This window comes from Myroides odoratimimus (assembly GCF_038039805.1).
In the GTDB taxonomy this organism is placed as follows: Bacteria; Bacteroidota; Bacteroidia; order Flavobacteriales; family Flavobacteriaceae; genus Flavobacterium; species Flavobacterium odoratimimum_B.
The window spans coordinates 38,082-56,185 of record NZ_JBBPHK010000002.1; the positions used below are offsets into that span (position 1 = coordinate 38,082).

Sequence of the window (18,104 nt, forward strand, 5' to 3'; positions counted from 1 at the left end):
TTAATTAATAATCACCCCTTTTTAATAATGTGCTTTCTGATTATTTAGAAGCTATCATAGATATTTCTACATTTACATTTCTAGGTAACTTTACTACCTGAATACATTCTCTAGCAGGCGCTGTAGCGGCTGTAAAGAAGCTACCATAAATCTCATTTACTTTAGCGAAATCATTCATGTCTGTTAAGAAAATAGTTGCTTTTACAACGTTTTCGAATGTCATATTTGCTGCTTCTAGTATAGCTTGTAGATTAGCCATTACTTGTTTTGCTTCGTCTTCAATACCTGTTGTTACAAGTGTTTCTGTAGCTTGATTAAAAGGGATTTGACCTGAGATGAATAATAAGTCACCAGTCATTACTGAGTGATTGTATGGTCCTATAGGAGCAGGAGCCTTGTCTGAATTGATAATTTTCTTCATAAAGTATAGTTTTAAAAAAAGAGGAGGAGTAAAAATACGCCTCCTCTTTCTGAATTATTTTTATCTGTATATTTTGTCTGGAGCTTTACGTTTTTCCCACTTGATATCGCTTAACATTGATGAGCGAATACCGATAAAGAATCCCCAACTTGTATAGGTTCCGATAGGTACCCAAGAGAAGTCCATTCTCCAACTCTTTAAGTCACGTTCAAACCTTAATTGAGTAAAGGTAACTCCTTTCTGAACAAAGTCATAACCTGTAGAGAAACCAACTTTCCAATTAGGTGTGACATCTACATTCCCTGACACCATGACGGAGTTATTGACTATTTCGTTCTGCCTCGATGAATTATTATACGTCATGGAGTAGGCAAAGGTTAAATCCCAAGGTAGTTTAGCATTAAAGAAGCCACCAAACGGTTTGTCCTCATCATCGTCACTTAGTGTACTTCTTTTTTGATTCCCTAACTCTACCGCTCTACCAAATAAGTCATCAGCACGTCCACCATTGTCTAAAGAATTTTGATTCTTTTTGTCTTCCGCGTTACCAAACATGGCATCTTTACTAGATAGAGACCAGTTTACAGTCATATTGGCACTTGTCAGACGAAATAAACTTCCTCCATTGTTGATATTGTAAGTATCTATACGTCTATTGTTGTTGTCTAAAGCGTAAGGGTCAAGCGTTGCTCCAAAGTTTATTTGCATTTTATCTTTAAATAGAGCTGTACCAGCGCTTACACGTACAGGAGCCCATTTAAGAGAGTCAGCAGACATATTATAGCTAGTAGAGAAGTTCAAACTGTTTAAAAGCATTACTTTTTTAGGTTCTCCCTTTTCGTTTTCATCATCTCTAACTTTCGCCTCAAAAGTATTGCTCAAGTTAAAGTTCATCATATTAGAGTTATATCTACCTGGAGCTCCAAAAATACCGTTTTGGAAGCGAGTATAATCTTGGAGAGTTTGCCCTGTAGCATCTATGGCATAAGTGTCATAGTACTGTTCAAAACTAGGTGTGTAAGAATATCCTACGCTAGGACGCATAACGTGACGTATAGCTTGGATTCTCTTATCTTCACCAAAGTTGAATGTACCATAAATAGTCGTACCTATACTTGCGTTCGCAGAGTAGGTTCTAAAGCTATCGAATCCATTAACTCTAATGTCATCAACTTTGTTTGTTTGAGCATTGTATTTTTTCTCTATGGTATTGAAGTACCATACTTCATTATATGAAGCACCTGCTGTTACAGAGAAATGTTTGAATATTTTAAAGTTGGTAGCAATCGGAATACTGTGTTGAAAAGCAGTATTTAAACTGTCAAACATTTCTTTTTTAAAGAAATAATCTTCGTGTGTTTTTACGCGATTCTCTCCACGTACTGAATACGAGAAGTTTAAGTTCTTAATAATTCCTTTTTTAGAACCATATTTAGGAGCAAAAGGGAATACACGATCTACGTTTACTTGTAATGTAGGTAGAGTCATGTTAATCTCCTTCGTATTTGTTGATTGAGAGTGAGTAGCAGTAAGAGACATATTTACTTGTGGTACACTTTCAAAAGTACGTTGGTAACTAACAGATGAACTCATGGTATTGTTCATAGAAGCACCTACGTTATAGGTATTATTTGATTGTCTGAAATATTGGCTACTACCTAAGTTTACAGATGCAGAGAATCGAGAGTTAGGATTAGCTTTACCATCTTGACTATGATTCCACTGAATATTGTATAGCTTACTTGATGCGTAATCTGGAAGTCCTTTTTCAGAGAAAATATTATTTTCATAACGGATTAAAACACGACCATTATATTTATAACGTTGGGCATAAGAACTGTTAAAGCGCAATCCCCAGCTACCATTGGTATAGTAATCTCCTAATACGTTTAAATCCATTTTATCACTTATCGCAAAGTAGTATCCACCATTTTGGATATAGTATCCTTGTTGGTTAGTGTCACCAAAGCTAGGGATGATAAATCCTGACTCCGCTTTCTCTGACATAGGGAAAAAGGCGAAAGGTAACCCTAGTGGAGTAGGTACATCAGCAATAACCATATTAGTAACTCCTGTAACTACTTTTTTTCCAGGAACTAATTTTACCTTATTAGTACGGAAATAGTATTCAGGATCATCCAAATCTTTAGCAGTAGTAAAGATCACATCTTTCATGAAGTAAACAGAGTCATTCTCCTTTTTACTCACTTCTGCTTTGATTCTGAATTCTCCTTGTGAAGTACGCGATTTAAAAACTAAAGCTTTCTTTGTTTTAGTATTGAAGCGGATAGAGTCTGGTTCTACGATTTGTGAACCTTGTTTAAAAACAGGGTACTGTGACATATTACCAACACTATCTTTAATACCTCCTGCATAGATTTCGTTTTTTTCATAATTAAAAATGATCTTACCAGCAGTCAGTTCATAATCTTGATAACGAATTTCAGCTTCGTTATATAATGTTATTTCTTTTTTTGCTAAGTTTAAAGCTTCATAGTCTTTTGCTTTTCTATATACCATCTCTTCCAAAAGAGGTTTATTAGCAGGAGCTATTGTGTCTTTGTGTTTTTTTATTGTGTCCTGAATAGGAGGTACAGTAAGTTGTTCTATAGTATCTGGTGTAGTAACTATAGAATCCCTTTTTAGTGTAGTATTTACAGCTGTAAATTTCTTATTGTTATCTTGTGCAATCCCTTTTTGTGTTAAAGTTGCTCCAAAAACCAATAAAATGAAAACGATATTAAAAATATTTGTTCGCAAACCTATATATATGCTATTTTTGTAAAATTAAGCGCGTTGTTTTTAACGTGTCAAACTTACATATATTTTTTTTGAAAATGTATTTTTATTTAAATTATAAAACGTTATAAATACCATTTATATGAATTACAGTCGTTCTAAACTGTTTGCCTTACTGACCATTCTTTTTCTGAGTTTCTCTATACAAGCACAGAATGTTAAAAAATTTAAAGTTGTGTTAGACCCTGGACATGGTGGAAAGGATACAGGAACAAACCATAAAAAGAATGTAGAAAAGGACATTGTGTTAGCGGTAGCTTTAGAAGTAGGTAAGATATTAGAAAAACAATCTGATATAGAAGTATTCTATACTCGTAAGACAGATGTATTCGTTCCTGTAAAGGAGAGATCTGTCTTAGCTAATGATAATAATGGAAATGTATTTGTATCTATTCACTGTAATGGTGTTAATAGTGAATCAGCTTATGGTACTGAAACTTATGTGATGGGACTTAGTAAGAATAAATCGAATCTCGATGTTGCAAAAACGGAGAACTCAGTAATTATGATGGAGGACGATTATAAGACTAAGTATGCAGGCTTTGATCCTTCTTCTCCAGAGTCTATTATTGGTTTAACACTATTACAAGAGGATTATATTCATCAGAGTATTGATTTAGCAAGTAGAGTACAAGATGGTTTTACCAATGATTTAAAGAGAAAAAACAGAGGAGTAAAACAAGGTCCTTTTTGGGTATTACACGGAGCATTCATGCCTAGTATATTGATAGAGTTAGGATTTGTTTCTAATACAGCAGAGGGAAGTTATTTAACTTCAAGTAAAGGACAAAAAGAATTAGCTCGTTCTATAGCACAAGGTATTATTGATTATAAAGCAGCTTATTATGGAGGTAGTAAAACTCTAGTGTTAGCAGACTCTAATGACAAGGCAGCAGCTAAAGCTGATAATACTCGAAATACAGCAACTAAAGGAACAACTACTAATAATCGAAAAGAAAGTAGTTCAAACACTAGTAAAGTTGTTTTTAAAGTGCAAATTGCAGCAGGATCAAAAGTATTAGCTTTGAAACCAGAGAATTTTAAAGGACTAAGAGGAGTTACAACAATGCGAGTGGGAAATCTTAGTAGATATTACTATGGTGAGACAAGTGACTATGAGACAGCAAAACAGAATCAAAAAGTAGCGAAGGATAAGGGACATAATTCTGCATTCATAGTCGCATTCAAGGATGGTAAAGTGATTACAGTAGAAGAAGCATTAAAATAATATCAAGCGCTTTAGAAATAAAAGTTTATTTTTGCGTGTTATAAAAATGAAAAGTTTTGAAAATATCAAGAGAAATTAAAACAGCGATTTTAGTATTAGGAGCAATTGCTTTGTTCATTTGGGGGTATTCTTTTCTAAAAGGGAGAAACTTATTTGATAATAGTACTAGATTTTATGTAGAATATGATAATGTTGAGGGATTAACAACTTCTTCAACTGTTACTATTAATGGATTAGTGGTAGGTAAAGTATCTAAAATCGATTTAGATAATACATCAGGAAAATTAAAAGTAGAGTTATTAATGACTCAAAAAATAAATATATCTAAAAATAGTGTCGCTAAAATCTATTCTCCTGGTTTATTAGGAGGAAAAGGAATTATGATTGACCCTGTTTTTGGTGATACAAATTTCGCAGAATCTGGTCAATTGTTAAAAGGTGAGGTGGTTTTAGATATGACTGAAAAATTGACAAAACAAATCGAACCATTACAATTAAAAATTGAAGAGGCTTTAGTAAATTTAAATAAGATGCTATCTTCTGTTAATAATATAATGGATGAGAATACACAACAAAGTTTAAAAAGTGCAATGACTCAATTAGATGGTACTCTAGCAGGTGCTAATAAGTTAATGGCTACTACTAATCAGATGGTTGCAGCGACTCAACCTAAATTAGACGGTACTTTAACTAACTTAAATACGATGAGTAGTAACTTTGCTTCGATTTCTACAGATTTAAAAGCTTTGGATATCAAGTCTACTTTTACTAACTTAGATAACGCTACTGCAAGTATGGATAAAATCATGGGAGATATCCAAGGGGGCAAGGGATCAGTTGGTAAATTATTGAAAGACGAACAATTATATAGTAACTTAGAGGGAGCAAGTAAAGAATTAGAAGCTTTATTACGCGACTTAAAAGAACATCCAAAACGTTATGTACATTTCTCTTTATTTGGTAAGAAAGCGACACCTTATCAAGCAACAGAAGAAGAGAAAACAGCAGAGGTTAAGGAATAATAAACTAAACAACTAAACCAACTAACAAGAAAAACTAACAATTACTGAAACAATTATTACGACTATGGAGTATTTAGGCCAAGTATTATTTTTACTTCTTTTAGTTGTGGGGTTTGGATTCTTTATCAAAAATATAAAGAAACTAATCCGCAACATCAAAATAGGAAGAGATATCGATCGAACAGATAATCCTTCAGCACGTTGGAAAAACATGATCCGCGTAGCTTTAGGACAGTCTAAGATGGTAAAAAGACCTATACCAGCTATTTTACATATTTTTGTGTATGTAGGTTTTGTGATTATTAATATTGAGATGTTAGAAATCATCGTTGATGGTTTGTTTGGTACACATCGAGTGTTTAGCTTCTTAGGTGTAGGCTATGATGCATTAATTGGAATTTTTGAAGTATTAGCTTTCTTAGTTATCTTTGGAGTTGTTGTATTCTGGATTCGTAGAAATGTAATAAAACTTAAACGTTTTAATCAACCAGAAATGGAAGGTTGGGCTAAGCGTGATGCAAATAATATTATCTACATTGAGACTGTGTTGATGTGTTTCTTTTTAATCATGAACGCTGCAGATTACTATCTACAGAGTATTGGTTATACACATTATACAGCAGTAGGATCATTCCCTATTTCTAGTTTTATCAGCCCTATATTTGATGGAGTTAACCCTGCAACAGTTGCATTCATTGAGCGTTTTTGTTGGTGGGGTCACATAGTAGGGGTGATGTTGTTTATGAATTATTTATATTATTCAAAACACTTACACATCTTCTTAGCATTCCCAAATACATATTATGCTAACTTAAAACCTCAGGGAGAGTTTAATAACTTAGAGTCTGTTAAGAAAGAAGTTTCTTTAATGATGGATCCTAATGCAGATCCATACGCTGCTCCAGCAGAACCAGTGGGAGAACCAGAGAAATTCGGTGCTCAAGATGTAATGGATTTAAATTGGGTACAGTTATTAAATGCTTATTCTTGTACTGAGTGTGGCCGTTGTACATCTTCTTGTCCTCAAAATACGACAGGTAAAAAGTTATCTCCACGTAAGATAATGATGTCTACTCGTGACCGTTTAGAGGATGTAAGTAAGATATTAGATGCGAACAATGGTCAGTTTGTAGATGATGGTAAGACATTGTTAAACGACTATATCACACCAGAAGAATTATGGGCTTGTAATACATGTAATGCATGTGTTGAAGAATGTCCTATAGACATTAGTCCACTTTCTATCATTATGGATATGCGTCGTTTCCTAGTTATGGAACAAAGTGCCGCTCCTGTAGAGTTAAACAACATGATGCAAAATGTTGAGAATAATGCTGCTCCATGGCAATATAGCCAAATGGACAGATTAAACTGGAAAGACGAAAACTAAACATTAACTATCATAATCCTTTTCTAGGATTATCTCAATAAACACAAGATTATGTCAGCAAATTTAGTAGTGCCTACCATGGCGGAAATGATGGCAAGAGGAGAACAACCAGAAGTATTATTTTGGGTTGGTTGTTCAGGAAGTTTTGACGATAGAGCAAAAAAGATTACAAAAGCATTCGTAAAGATATTAAATAAAGCAAACGTATCATTTGCTGTACTTGGTACAGAAGAAGGTTGTACTGGTGATCCAGCAAAGAGAGCAGGGAATGAATTTGCATTCCAAATGCAAGCGATGATGAATATCCAAGTATTGGATGGATATGAAATTAAAAAAATTGTAACTGCTTGTCCACACTGCTTTAATACACTTAAGAATGAATATCCTGATTTAGGAGGAAAATATGAAGTTGTACACCATACACAGTTTTTAAAATCACTTTTAGATGATGGAAGATTGACTATTGAAGGTGGGCAATTTAAAGGAAAAAGAATTACTTTCCACGACCCGTGTTATTTAGGACGTGCTAATCAAGTTTATGAAGCTCCGCGTCAATTGATTGAAAAATTAGATGCAGAGTTAGTAGAAATGAAGCGTTCTAGACAAAATGGTTTCTGCTGTGGTGCTGGAGGTGCTCAACTTTTTAAAGAACCAGAACATGGTGATAAAGAAGTGCACGTAGAGCGTACAGAAGAAGCTATAGGGACTAATGCAGAGATTATCGCTGCTGGATGTCCTTTCTGTAATACAATGCTTACAGATGGAGTAAAGTTTAAAGAAAAAGAAAGCTCAGTAAAAGTATTAGATGTAGCTGAGTTAATTGCAAACGCAGAAGATTTATAAAATATGTTTAAACCATTTGAAGAAATGCCTGATCATTCGAGAGTTTGGATTTACCAATCTAATCGTAAGTTCTCAGATGAAGAGGTTCAAGATATAGATAAGGATTTAGCTGCTTTTACAGCAGAGTGGGCAGCGCATGCTACACCATTAGAATCTTCTTATAAGATATTTTACAATAGATTTATTGTACTCGCAGTAGATCAAGAGATACACCCTGCTTCAGGATGTTCGATAGATGCTTCTGTTCGTGTAATTCAGGATATTGAACAAAAGTATAAAGTAGATTTACTAGATAAGATGAATGTTACTTATAAAACAGGAGAATTCATTGCTTTTAAAACTTTATTAGAATTTAAAGATTTAGTAAAGTCTAAGTCTGTATCAGCTAATACGATTGTATTCAATAATTTAGTAAATGATTTAGGAGAGTTTAGAGAGTTTTGGGAAGTTCCAGCATCTGAAAGTTGGCACTCTCGCTTTTTTAAATAGATTCTAATTTTTATATTTACGATATCAAAAATCACCATCAAATAGACTTTTGATGGTGATTTTTTTTTGACCTAAAATAAAACTAATGAAAAGATTGACTGTTGTACTACTTCTTGTGGCTTCTAGTGCGTTTGGGCAAGTTAAATTTAACCAAGCTAGACAGAAACAATGGGTAGATAGTGTATATAATACATTGAATTTAGAGGAAAGAATAGGACAACTGTTTATGGTTGCGGCTTACTCTAACAAAAATGAGGCTCATGTTCAAAGCTTAGAGAAGCTTGTGCAAGAACAGCATATTGGAGGATTAATCTTCTTTCAAGGAGGACCTGTTCGACAAGCTGAAATGACTAATCGCTTACAGACTCTAAGTAGAGTGCCTATGCTAGTAGGTATAGATGGAGAGTGGGGACTGAGTATGCGTTTAGAAGATACTTATCGCTTCCCTTATAATATGACATTAGGTGCTGTTCAAGATATGGACTTGATTTATCAAGTGGGAGAAGCGATGGCAAAACAAACTAAGCGATTAGGTATGCAGTTTAATTTTGGACCTGTATTAGATATTAATATTAATCCAAAGAATCCTATTATTGGGGTGCGTTCTTTTGGTGAGACAAGAGAGATTGTAACAGATCGCGCTAGCGCATTTATGCAAGGATATCAGAGTCAAGATATTTTTGCAACAGGAAAACACTTTCCTGGACATGGTGATACTTCTACAGATTCACACCACAAATTACCTGTAATTGATTTTGATAAAGGCCGACTAAATAGAGTTGAATTATATCCATATAAGAAATTATTTGAAGAAGGACTGTCTAGTGTGATGATAGCCCATCTAAATTTACCTGCTTACGAACCTAATGATATTCCTACTTCGCTATCTTATAATATTGTAACGAAGTTGTTGAAAGAGGAGCTAGGTTTTGAAGGGTTGATCTTTACTGATGCTTTAAATATGAAGGCAGCTGCTAATTATTTAAAGCCAGGAGAAGTTGACTTAGCTGCTTTTAAAGCAGGAAATGACTTATTGCTTTTCTCTGAAGATGTACCTACAGCATTAACGAAAATATTAGATGCTTATAATACAGGAGAAATATCAGAAGCACGTCTCTCGCATTCAGTAAAAAAAGTTTTGGCATACAAGTATAAATCGGGTATGACAAAGTTCTCAGCTATTGAAACAGGTAGTTTAGTTAAGGATTTAAATGCTCCTGTCTACGATGATTTAAATCAGAAGTTGTATGAAGAAGCAATGACTTTAACGAAGAATGAAGATAGGTTAATTCCTTTTAAGCATTTAGAAAAGCAAAAGATAGCTTATGTAAAGTTAGGAGATGATGATGGTAGTCAATTTCTAAGTATGCTTCAGAATTATGATGATGTAACAGAAATTACAGGTGATAGCTTAGAAGATATGTCTGCGTTTACAACTATTATCGTAGGATATCACAAGGTTGATAATCCATGGCGTAAGCACGATATGTCAGATACTGAAAAGGCGACTTTACGTAATTTAGCAGCTAGAAAAAATACTGTGTTAGTATCTTTTGCTAAGCCGTATGCACTTGAGTCAATGCCTTTAGAGAAGGTGAATGCTGTATTAGTTGGGTATCAAAACAATAAATTTGCTCAGCAAGCTGCGGCTCAAGTATTATTTGGGGCTATAGGAGCTAAAGGAAAGTTACCTGTATCTATCAATGGTTCTTTTGCTGTTGGAACAGGACTTAAAACCAAAGCTATCGATCGATTAGGATTTTCTACTGCAGCAAATGAAGGGATGGATCCTGATGTGTTACATAAAATTGATGCCATTGCTCAGGGAGCAATAGATAAGCAATACACACCAGGTATTCAGATTGTAGTGACTCGTCATGGTAAGGTAGTATATCAAAAAGCTTTTGGGTATCATACTTATGATAATAGCACAAAGGTTTTAAATACAGATCTATATGATTTAGCTTCTTTGACTAAGATTTTAGGTACATTACCAGTATTGGTAAAGATGTATGATGATCATAAAGTGAGAATGGAAACTAAATTAGGACAGATGTTACCGATGTTTAAACATACGGATAAAGAGGATATCACTTTTAAAGATTTGCTGACACATCAATCAGGTTTGCCAGCTTGGATTCCTTTTTATAAACGTACACTTGCAGAGAATAATAGACCAGATCCGAGTTTATATAGCTTCTTTTACACTCCCGAGTATCCAACTCAAGTGTCAGAGAATTTATATATTAAAAAAGGATACACAAATGAAATTTTACAACAAATAGCAGATTCTAAATTATCTAAAAAAGAATATAAGTATAGTGATCTAGGTTTTATTATGATGAAGGAGTTTGTGGAGAGTAAGTATCACAGAACACTGGATCAAGTAGTAGAGAGTGAATATTATAATAAGATTGGAGCTTGGCGTTTAACTTATTTGCCATTGCGCAAATTTGACTTGAATGTAATTCCTCCTACAGAAATTGATAATTATTACCGTTATACCACTGTACAAGGGTATGTGCATGATATGGGAGCAGCTATGCAAGGAGGTGTTGCTGGACATGCTGGACTATTTGGATCAGCATTAGATGTGGCAAAAATGATGCAGTTATATCTGAATAAAGGGGAATACGGAGGTGATCGTTTCTTCTCGGAGGATACTTTTAATACATTTAATGAATGCGCTTATTGTAGTAAAGGTAGTAGAAGAGGAATAGGATTCGATAAACCTCAAAAGCCTGGTTCTCCAGGTCCGACATGTGGATGTGCTTCTATGTCTAGTTTTGGTCATACTGGGTTTACTGGGACCATGGCTTGGGCTGATCCTGATAAAGATTTAGTATTTGTATTTTTATCTAATAGGACTTATCCAGATAGTAATGTAAATAACTTATCGAAGGCTAATATTAGAGAGGATATTCAAAATGTAATTTATGAGTCTATCATAAACTAAACAGAAATATGACGTAATGGCGTAGCGATGGCTACGCTTTTTTTATGAACTGTATTTAAAGCTTAGTTGTTATCTGGTTTGTTATGAGTAAGTTGAATAATTATGTCATTGTGTTCCTATGAAAGAAATAGTAATATCTTGATTTGGTAATTTATTGATATTATGCTTGTTAAAAGTTAATGTGTATAGACTAATTAGACTCGTTAAAAATAAATGATTAATTCTTTGGTTTTTATTAACATGACTAATACTTTTGTTATTTAAAATTAATTTAAATAATGAGACCGTTTAAGGAAGTGTTTTTTTGTTTTTTACTGCTTCTGTTACCTTGTTTAGTAAATGCTCAAGGAACCGTAGGTAAAATAAAAGGAATCGTTTATGATTCACAGAAAACTCCCATTATAGGAGTATCTGTTTCTATTAAAGGAAGTGCAATTGGTGTTCAGACAGATTTAGATGGGAAGTTTGAATTACAGCACACAACAGGGCAACATACAGTACTTTTTAATTACGTAGGTATGCTCGAAGAGAGTAGAACTGTTCAATTTAATACAAGTCCAAAATCATTGAGTATTACTATGCAAGATGAGCCTTCTGTTTTAGATGATGTGGTGGTTAGCGTAAAAGGTAAAGTAGAGACTTTAAAAGATCAAGCTTTTACTGTTAGTGCTGTTGATATGCAGAAGATGGCTAATAGTACTTTTGATTTAAACCAGATACTTAATAAGAGTAGTGGTATTAAAGTAAGACAACAAGGTGGAGTGGGATCTGATTACAACTTTTCTGTTAATGGAATGTCTGGTAAGGCAGTAAAATTCTTTATAGATGGTGTACCATTAGAAATGTTAGGAAAAGGAATTGATATGAATACTATTCCTGTAAATATGGCGCAGCGTGTAGAAATCTATAAAGGTGTTGTTCCTGTACATTTAAGTACAGATGCTATGGGAGGTGCAGTAGATATTATTACGAATGGTAGTTCCCAAGATTATTTAGATGCGAGTTATACAACAGGTTCTTTTAATACCCATAAGGTAAATATTAATGGACAGTTAAAAGATAAGAATACAGGAATTATTATGCGTTTAAATTCATTTTATAATTATTCAGATAATGATTATAAAATGCGCGATATGAAGATTTATAATCCAGCAAAGGAGCAATACGAATACAGAGATGTAAAGCGTTTTAATGATCGTTATAAATCAATGTTCGTAATGACTGAGTTCGGAATAGAAGATAAGTCATGGGCGGATATGTTATTCTTAGGAGTATCTCATTCTCTTTTTGACAAACAAATGCAGACAGGTTCTAATCAAGAAATTGTTTATGGAGGAGTAAATAGAGAAGGTGATGCTAATAATTACTTCTTAAAATACAAGAAGAGAAATCTATTGAATGATCGTTTAGATATCAACTATTATCTAGGATATTCTAAGAGTTTAGAGAAAGGGACAGATACTTTAATGCACAAGTATAGTTGGGACGGTAGTTATGTTCCATCAGCAAGTAGTGAATTAGGAAACCCTTCTCTAAGTAGACAACACAGAGACCGTGTTTATTCACAATTAACTACAGAATTCAGATTAAATGACTTTCATAAATTGAATTTCAACTATATGATGGATTACGTTAAGAACCGTTCTTATAATAAATTACATGAAGAGAAGAAAGATGCATATCCAACGAAGATGACTAAACAGATCTTCTCAATGAGCTACCAACAAGATTGGTTTGATAAGAGGTGGACGAATGTGTTTTTTGGTAAATACTACTTAGTGGATTTAAATAAAACAGTTTTTGACAATTCAACACGTACTGATATACCTGTGCATAATCAAACAGGAGATTGGGGATATGGAATTGCTTCTACATTTAAAATCACAAATGAGTTTGGAGTAAAAGCTTCATTTGAGAAATCATACAGACTATTAGAGCCTGAAGAAATCTTTGGAGATGGTGTTTCTGTAACGAGTAATTTAAACTTACGTCCAGAGAGCAGTAATAATTTCAATGTAGGAATGTATTACAGTCAGCGTTTTAATGACCACTTCGTACGTGTAGATGCAGCAGGATATATTAGAGATACAGAAGACTATATCTATACAGTTCCAAACTTGTTCAACAGTACATTTAAATACGAAAACTTATCTAATATTTTTACTAGAGGAGTAGAGGCAGAGTTTAACTATCAGTATAAAAATATTATCAATGTAATGGCTAATATTACATATAATTACGCGTATGATAATACCAAATATGCTAATGGAAGTAATACTGTAGAATCTGCTACATATAAAAAAGAAGTACCTAATCAACCTTGGTTGTACGGTAATATAGATGTTAGCATAGGACAAGATAACTTATTCCAAAAGGATTCTCGTATAGAATTGACTTATGGAGTATCTATTACAGAGTGGTTCTATAAAAATTGGCAGTCTTACGGTAATAAAAAGAATATACCTACTATTCCACGTCAGACATTACACGATGTTGGTATTAATTATTCTATGGCAAAAGGGAAATATAACTTTGCTTTAAATTGTACTAATATTGGCAATGATCTTGCGTATGATAACTTTAAGCTTCAAAAACAAGGTAGAGCTTTTTATTTCAAATTTAGATATTCTTTAAAATAGACGTTTACAAATGAGACATAAATTATATTCAATAACATCCGTTTTCTTTTTATTATTAACTCTTGTAGGGTGTAGTAAGGAGCCGTCAGAGGGTGGAGGATTTCAAGGAGAAGAAACATATAAATACTTTTTGTTGTCTGCATTAGGTAGCTGGCCAAATACAGTACATTATATGACAGCGACTAATGATGTAACACAAGGTGAAATGGACTTAAATAGAGAAGGTGATGAGATCAACTCTAAAGGGACATATTCTTATATTGTTAAGAATGGTTATATCTATAACTATAAAACTGATCAAGGTGTATTTAAGAAAATGAAGTACACGAATGATAAGTTAGTAACAGAATTAGAAGTTCCTTATTCATTTACGAATGATGTAAGTGCTTATACTTGGGTAGATGATCATACATTAATTATTATTGGAAATACTAGTGATATAGAGCGTATTCGTTATACTGTTTTTGATACCAAAACACTTAAAGTAATTAAACAAGGAGAAGTAACAGGTTTAGAACCTTTCCCTGAAGGATTTAATTACTACTCTATTGGTTCGGCTACTTATATAGATGGAGTAGTTTATCTACAGTACGGATTTAGAAATGATAAATGGTTATATCCAGACTTCTATAATTTCGCTACTATTTCGTATGCTGACTTTACTGTAATTAAATCTACAGCTGATAACCGCAGTAGTGGAGCTAGTAATGGTTCTCCTTACTTTAAGACATCATTTGTAAGTGATAGTAAGAGTTTTTATTATAGCTGTTTTACACGTACTAATTCTGAGAAGAATGATATTTTCTTATTTAGAATTAATGCAGGTGATGAGACAGTAGATAAATCGTTTGAGATTAATTTGACACAAGTTTTAGGAGGTCTAAAGCCTGAAACAGCGATGGATTGCATAGGTGATAATAAAATGATTGTTGGTTATAGAGATCCTGCTAAAGGAGGAAGCTATAACGGAAAATACGCTATTATTGACTTAGAAACAAGAACTGTAGTAAGGCAGTTGACTGAGTTACCACTTGATGAACCTTATGAACTAGGTTTCTTTACACAAGATAAGAAAGTATATTTAGCGATAAATAGTTCAGAAGAAGGTAATTATGTTTGGATTTATGATCTAAAGACAGACAAGGTCACTAAGGGAATGACTCTTCCTGATAAAATATCTGGTTTTGCTAGATTTGATAAATTCTATGATAAGTAATCAATTAGTATAATTATAATTCAAAATCATTGCCCCAGACTTATTAATATACAGCTTCATTAGTAAGTAGTGAATTAAGAAAAAGTATGGGTTAAACAGGTTATAAAAGGATGTAGATTAGTCTATTTAACTTTTATTGGTTTGGTTAGGTTAAAAGCCACTTCCTTGGGAGTGGCTTTTTTATTTAGGGATATTCTTCATAAGCTTTGAATAGATTTCGGAGCATCTTGAATAGAGTTGTACTATTTTCTTTAGTGCTTTTGAGTTTGCTTTTTCGCTTAGCAGTGAAGGAGAATGATTCATTAGGGGTAAGGATAGTACCTTTTAAGTGATTTGTATCAATTAAGGTAGTCTGAAGAAGCGTAGGTCTATCTTCAGATATAGATGAACATATAAAACCGTCTTGAGTCATTACTCCATCAAAACCTTCATTTCTTGTCGTACGTGCTATAAGAGTACCTTCATTTTGGAATAGATGAAAGGTTTCTATTTTAGAGTATTCTGTAAATTTAATTAAAGAATCTTGTTCTGAGAAGGTAAACTCCCACTGACCAGTTACATTAATAGTTGTATATCTGGTAGGCATAGGAAAACGTGGTTCATTTGTCTTATAGGCTATAAAAGGGATAATAACAGCAGTATCTTTATCTTTCTTGTCTTCAAATATTCCTTTGATTGTATCACTTTGTATAATTCCTTTTAGAAGTACATGACCGCGGTAATCCAAAGGATTGAAAAAACTATCACCAATTATTTTAGTGTATTCTTTTTGATTTTTGATTGGGCCGTCTGTAAATATAGTTCGATAACCATGAATATTAAGTGGAATACTATCTAGTGTGAAAATAATAGGAATATTCATTCCTTTTATAGCGAAGTTGGCTTTCCAGCGAATAGAAGAATCAGTATTATTTTGATTACTTAATTTGTCTGTACAACTATTCAAAAGAATGATCATTAGAAAAGAGATAAGAATATATCGGACGATAGACATGAAAAGAAAATGTAGTGAAACAATAGGGAATATAAGCTAAAACTTTTGTTTAGAATGAAATTATTTATTCAAATGTAAGCTTTTATAGTTAACTACCATATTTTCTATCTATTACTTTAATATAAACAAAAGGGGTAATAGTTTTTGTTTATTCTAGGTCAAAAAAGTATATATTTGATATAAACATAGAACTTGTTTTGTATTATTCTTTTTTATGGATGAAAATATAGTGAAAACACTTGTCAATAAATTAATGAAATCAGCACAACTGATAATGACTTTTGCTTATTTGTTGGCTATAGGAATAGGGATGTTGTTTAATGATCAGAAGTATGGTGCTTTTGGTATTAATATTTTTGATTACTCCTCGATATTTGATTTCTTGATAGCTCCTTTTGCAGACTTTAGAATAATAGTTTTTGCTATTGTTACTATGGTGTTTACTTATGTATTGTTTAAAGGTGATGCTTATTGGAAAGAAAAATTCCCTTCTAGCTATAGTAAGTCAATCTTTAATTTAGAACAGTACTCTTGGTACAGAAAGATAAAAGGAGGAATATTTTTAGTTATTTTTGTTTGGTATCTTGTTCTGATTGCGCACTACTATGGTAAGCAGACTTATGCTGAAATACTACAACAAGAATTTACTAAAATAGAGTATATAGGGGGAGATGTCATAGAAGGAGTTTTAATTGGGAAGACTAGCGACATGTTATTTTTATATGTAAATAAAGAGGTAAAAGCTATACCTATATCTGCGAATTTAAAAACTATACAAATTAAATAATAAAGGCTGTCCAAAGGACAGCCTTATAGTTTATTTCTTAGGAGCGTTGTCTATAAACATTTGCTTTACTTTAGCTATGTCATAACTCTTATTTGCTTCTAATTCACCAGAAGGGATTACATTAGTTGTTTTTCCTTCTCCATTGATTACGATGAAGAATGGATAGCCTAACTTTTGTCCTTCAGGAGCATATTTTTCAAATGCTTTAGCATTCTTATGTTTAGCAGTATAATTTAAGTGGTAATAAACATAGTTTGCATCAACTATAGTTTTTATTTCTTCATTTTTTTGTACAAAATCATTAAAACGAAGACACCAGATACACCAGTTACCACCAGCTTGTACAAAAACGTTTTTTCCCTCCGCTTTAGCCTTTGCGATTAGTTCCGTTATTTTAGCATCACCATCTTCTTCTTCATTATATGGTTTGGCCAACTCTTCTTTTTCTTTAGCGATAGCCTGTTTAGCAGCTGTTGTATCTATTGCAGTAGTCGGTGTATTATCAGAGGTAGTTGTTTCTGTTGCTACTTGTTCTGTTTTAACCTCTTGTTTACAGCTTACTAATGTTAGTACTGTAGCTAGTACTAGAGATGATAAAACTAATTTTTTCATATTTGTTAGGTTTATGTATTGTTGTTTTAAAATAAAATTTGGCGAAATGTAATAAAAAATAATAAGATATTGTACATATAAGATTACATTTACCATGAATATGGTATCTGTTATGCTCAATACATTTTTTAAACGTTTTAATCTATTCTCAGAGGAAGAAATAAATACTATTGTCGCTTTATTCGTAAAACGGAATATTGCTAAGCATGACTACCTTGTGAAAGAAAATGACTATTGTGAAGAAATAGCTTTTATTGAATCAGGTGTTTTTCGCTCTTTTTATACAAACGAAAGAGGTGATGAACTGACGTATTGTTTTCGTTTTCCAGATGATTTAATAGGGGCTTATTCTGCATTTATCACTGGAGGTAAGAGTATAGAAAGTATTCAGGCTATTGTTAATACAGTAGTCTGGTCTATTCAGAAAAAAGACTTAGATGCATTAGCAAATAGGTTACCTGAGTGGACTACTTTCTTAAAGATTATTGCAGAGCAACAGTATTTAGAATTGGAGAATAGAGTGATACAGTTTCAGCGAGAGACTGCCTCTGAACGTTATAAGAACCTATTGATTCATCATCCTAGTTTTGTTCAGTATATTCCGTTACAGTATTTAGCTTCTTATTTAGGAATTACCCAAAGACATTTGAGTCGTATTAGAAAGGAAATTGTTTTTTAGACATTTGTCCAGTATTTGAACCTTTATAG

14 protein-coding genes are annotated in these 18,104 nt (G+C 33.0%); 10 read left to right on the plus strand and 4 right to left on the minus strand.

Annotated elements, in window-relative coordinates; translation table 11 throughout:
• Window positions 1-40: 40 nt before the first annotated feature.
• Both AABL85_RS02055 and AABL85_RS02060 read right to left on the minus strand, forming a co-directional pair.
• Complete coding sequence (locus AABL85_RS02055; RefSeq protein WP_016649569.1) at window positions 41-421, minus strand: RidA family protein; 381 nt, start codon at window positions 419-421, stop codon at window positions 41-43.
• A gap of 60 nt (window positions 422-481) precedes the next feature.
• Entirely contained in the window at window positions 482-3,181 is a 2,700-nt protein-coding gene (locus AABL85_RS02060) for a putative LPS assembly protein LptD (RefSeq protein ID WP_341308973.1), read from the minus strand.
• Window positions 3,182-3,302: 121 nt separating this feature from the next.
• Here AABL85_RS02060 and AABL85_RS02065 point away from each other — a divergent pair, with 121 nt between their 5' ends.
• The 8 genes from AABL85_RS02065 to AABL85_RS02100 all read left to right on the plus strand — a co-directional run bounded on the left by AABL85_RS02065 (window position 3,303) and on the right by AABL85_RS02100 (window position 15,003).
• Window positions 3,303-4,448 (plus strand): N-acetylmuramoyl-L-alanine amidase, encoded by a 1,146-nt coding sequence (locus AABL85_RS02065; protein ID WP_341308974.1) that lies wholly within the window; start codon window positions 3,303-3,305, stop codon window positions 4,446-4,448.
• A 56-nt stretch (window positions 4,449-4,504) separates the two neighbouring features.
• The gene (locus tag AABL85_RS02070; RefSeq protein WP_341308975.1) at window positions 4,505-5,470 is read left to right on the plus strand and encodes an MlaD family protein; all 966 of its coding nucleotides are present in this window, start codon (window positions 4,505-4,507) and stop codon (window positions 5,468-5,470) included.
• A 64-nt stretch (window positions 5,471-5,534) separates the two neighbouring features.
• On the plus strand, window positions 5,535-6,860 hold the full coding sequence (locus AABL85_RS02075) for a (Fe-S)-binding protein (RefSeq protein ID WP_341308976.1): 1,326 nt from the start codon (window positions 5,535-5,537) through the stop codon (window positions 6,858-6,860).
• A 51-nt stretch (window positions 6,861-6,911) separates the two neighbouring features.
• A complete protein-coding gene (locus AABL85_RS02080) occupies window positions 6,912-7,703 on the plus strand; it encodes a (Fe-S)-binding protein (protein ID WP_041890710.1) in 792 nt (263 codons plus the stop codon).
• Between the two features lie 3 nt (window positions 7,704-7,706).
• Window positions 7,707-8,192: an ABC transporter ATPase gene (locus AABL85_RS02085; RefSeq protein WP_341308977.1), complete on the plus strand. Its 486-nt coding sequence runs from the start codon at window positions 7,707-7,709 to the stop codon at window positions 8,190-8,192.
• A gap of 85 nt (window positions 8,193-8,277) precedes the next feature.
• Window positions 8,278-11,148, plus strand: coding sequence for a glycoside hydrolase family 3 N-terminal domain-containing protein (locus tag AABL85_RS02090; protein ID WP_341308978.1), 2,871 nt, complete (start codon window positions 8,278-8,280; stop codon window positions 11,146-11,148).
• 278 nt (window positions 11,149-11,426) lie between these two features.
• Window positions 11,427-13,787 (plus strand): TonB-dependent receptor, encoded by a 2,361-nt coding sequence (locus AABL85_RS02095; protein ID WP_341308979.1) that lies wholly within the window; start codon window positions 11,427-11,429, stop codon window positions 13,785-13,787.
• Window positions 13,788-13,797: 10 nt separating this feature from the next.
• Entirely contained in the window at window positions 13,798-15,003 is a 1,206-nt protein-coding gene (locus AABL85_RS02100; protein WP_341308980.1) for a hypothetical protein, read from the plus strand.
• A gap of 184 nt (window positions 15,004-15,187) precedes the next feature.
• Here AABL85_RS02100 and AABL85_RS02105 read toward each other — a convergent pair whose 3' ends face one another.
• Window positions 15,188-15,997 carry a hypothetical protein gene (locus AABL85_RS02105; protein WP_341308981.1) on the minus strand — a complete coding sequence of 270 codons (810 nt, stop codon included), beginning with the start codon at window positions 15,995-15,997 and terminating at the stop codon, window positions 15,188-15,190.
• A gap of 214 nt (window positions 15,998-16,211) precedes the next feature.
• Between AABL85_RS02105 and AABL85_RS02110 the strand changes: the two genes are divergently transcribed.
• Window positions 16,212-16,784 carry a hypothetical protein gene (locus tag AABL85_RS02110; protein ID WP_341308982.1) on the plus strand — a complete coding sequence of 191 codons (573 nt, stop codon included), beginning with the start codon at window positions 16,212-16,214 and terminating at the stop codon, window positions 16,782-16,784.
• Window positions 16,785-16,814: 30 nt separating this feature from the next.
• Here the strand turns inward: AABL85_RS02110 and AABL85_RS02115 are convergent, their stop codons facing one another.
• A complete protein-coding gene (locus AABL85_RS02115; RefSeq protein WP_341308983.1) occupies window positions 16,815-17,396 on the minus strand; it encodes a thioredoxin family protein in 582 nt (193 codons plus the stop codon).
• A 94-nt stretch (window positions 17,397-17,490) separates the two neighbouring features.
• Between AABL85_RS02115 and AABL85_RS02120 the strand changes: the two genes are divergently transcribed.
• The gene (locus AABL85_RS02120) at window positions 17,491-18,075 is read left to right on the plus strand and encodes a Crp/Fnr family transcriptional regulator (protein WP_341308984.1); all 585 of its coding nucleotides are present in this window, start codon (window positions 17,491-17,493) and stop codon (window positions 18,073-18,075) included.
• Window positions 18,076-18,104 lie beyond the last annotated feature (29 nt).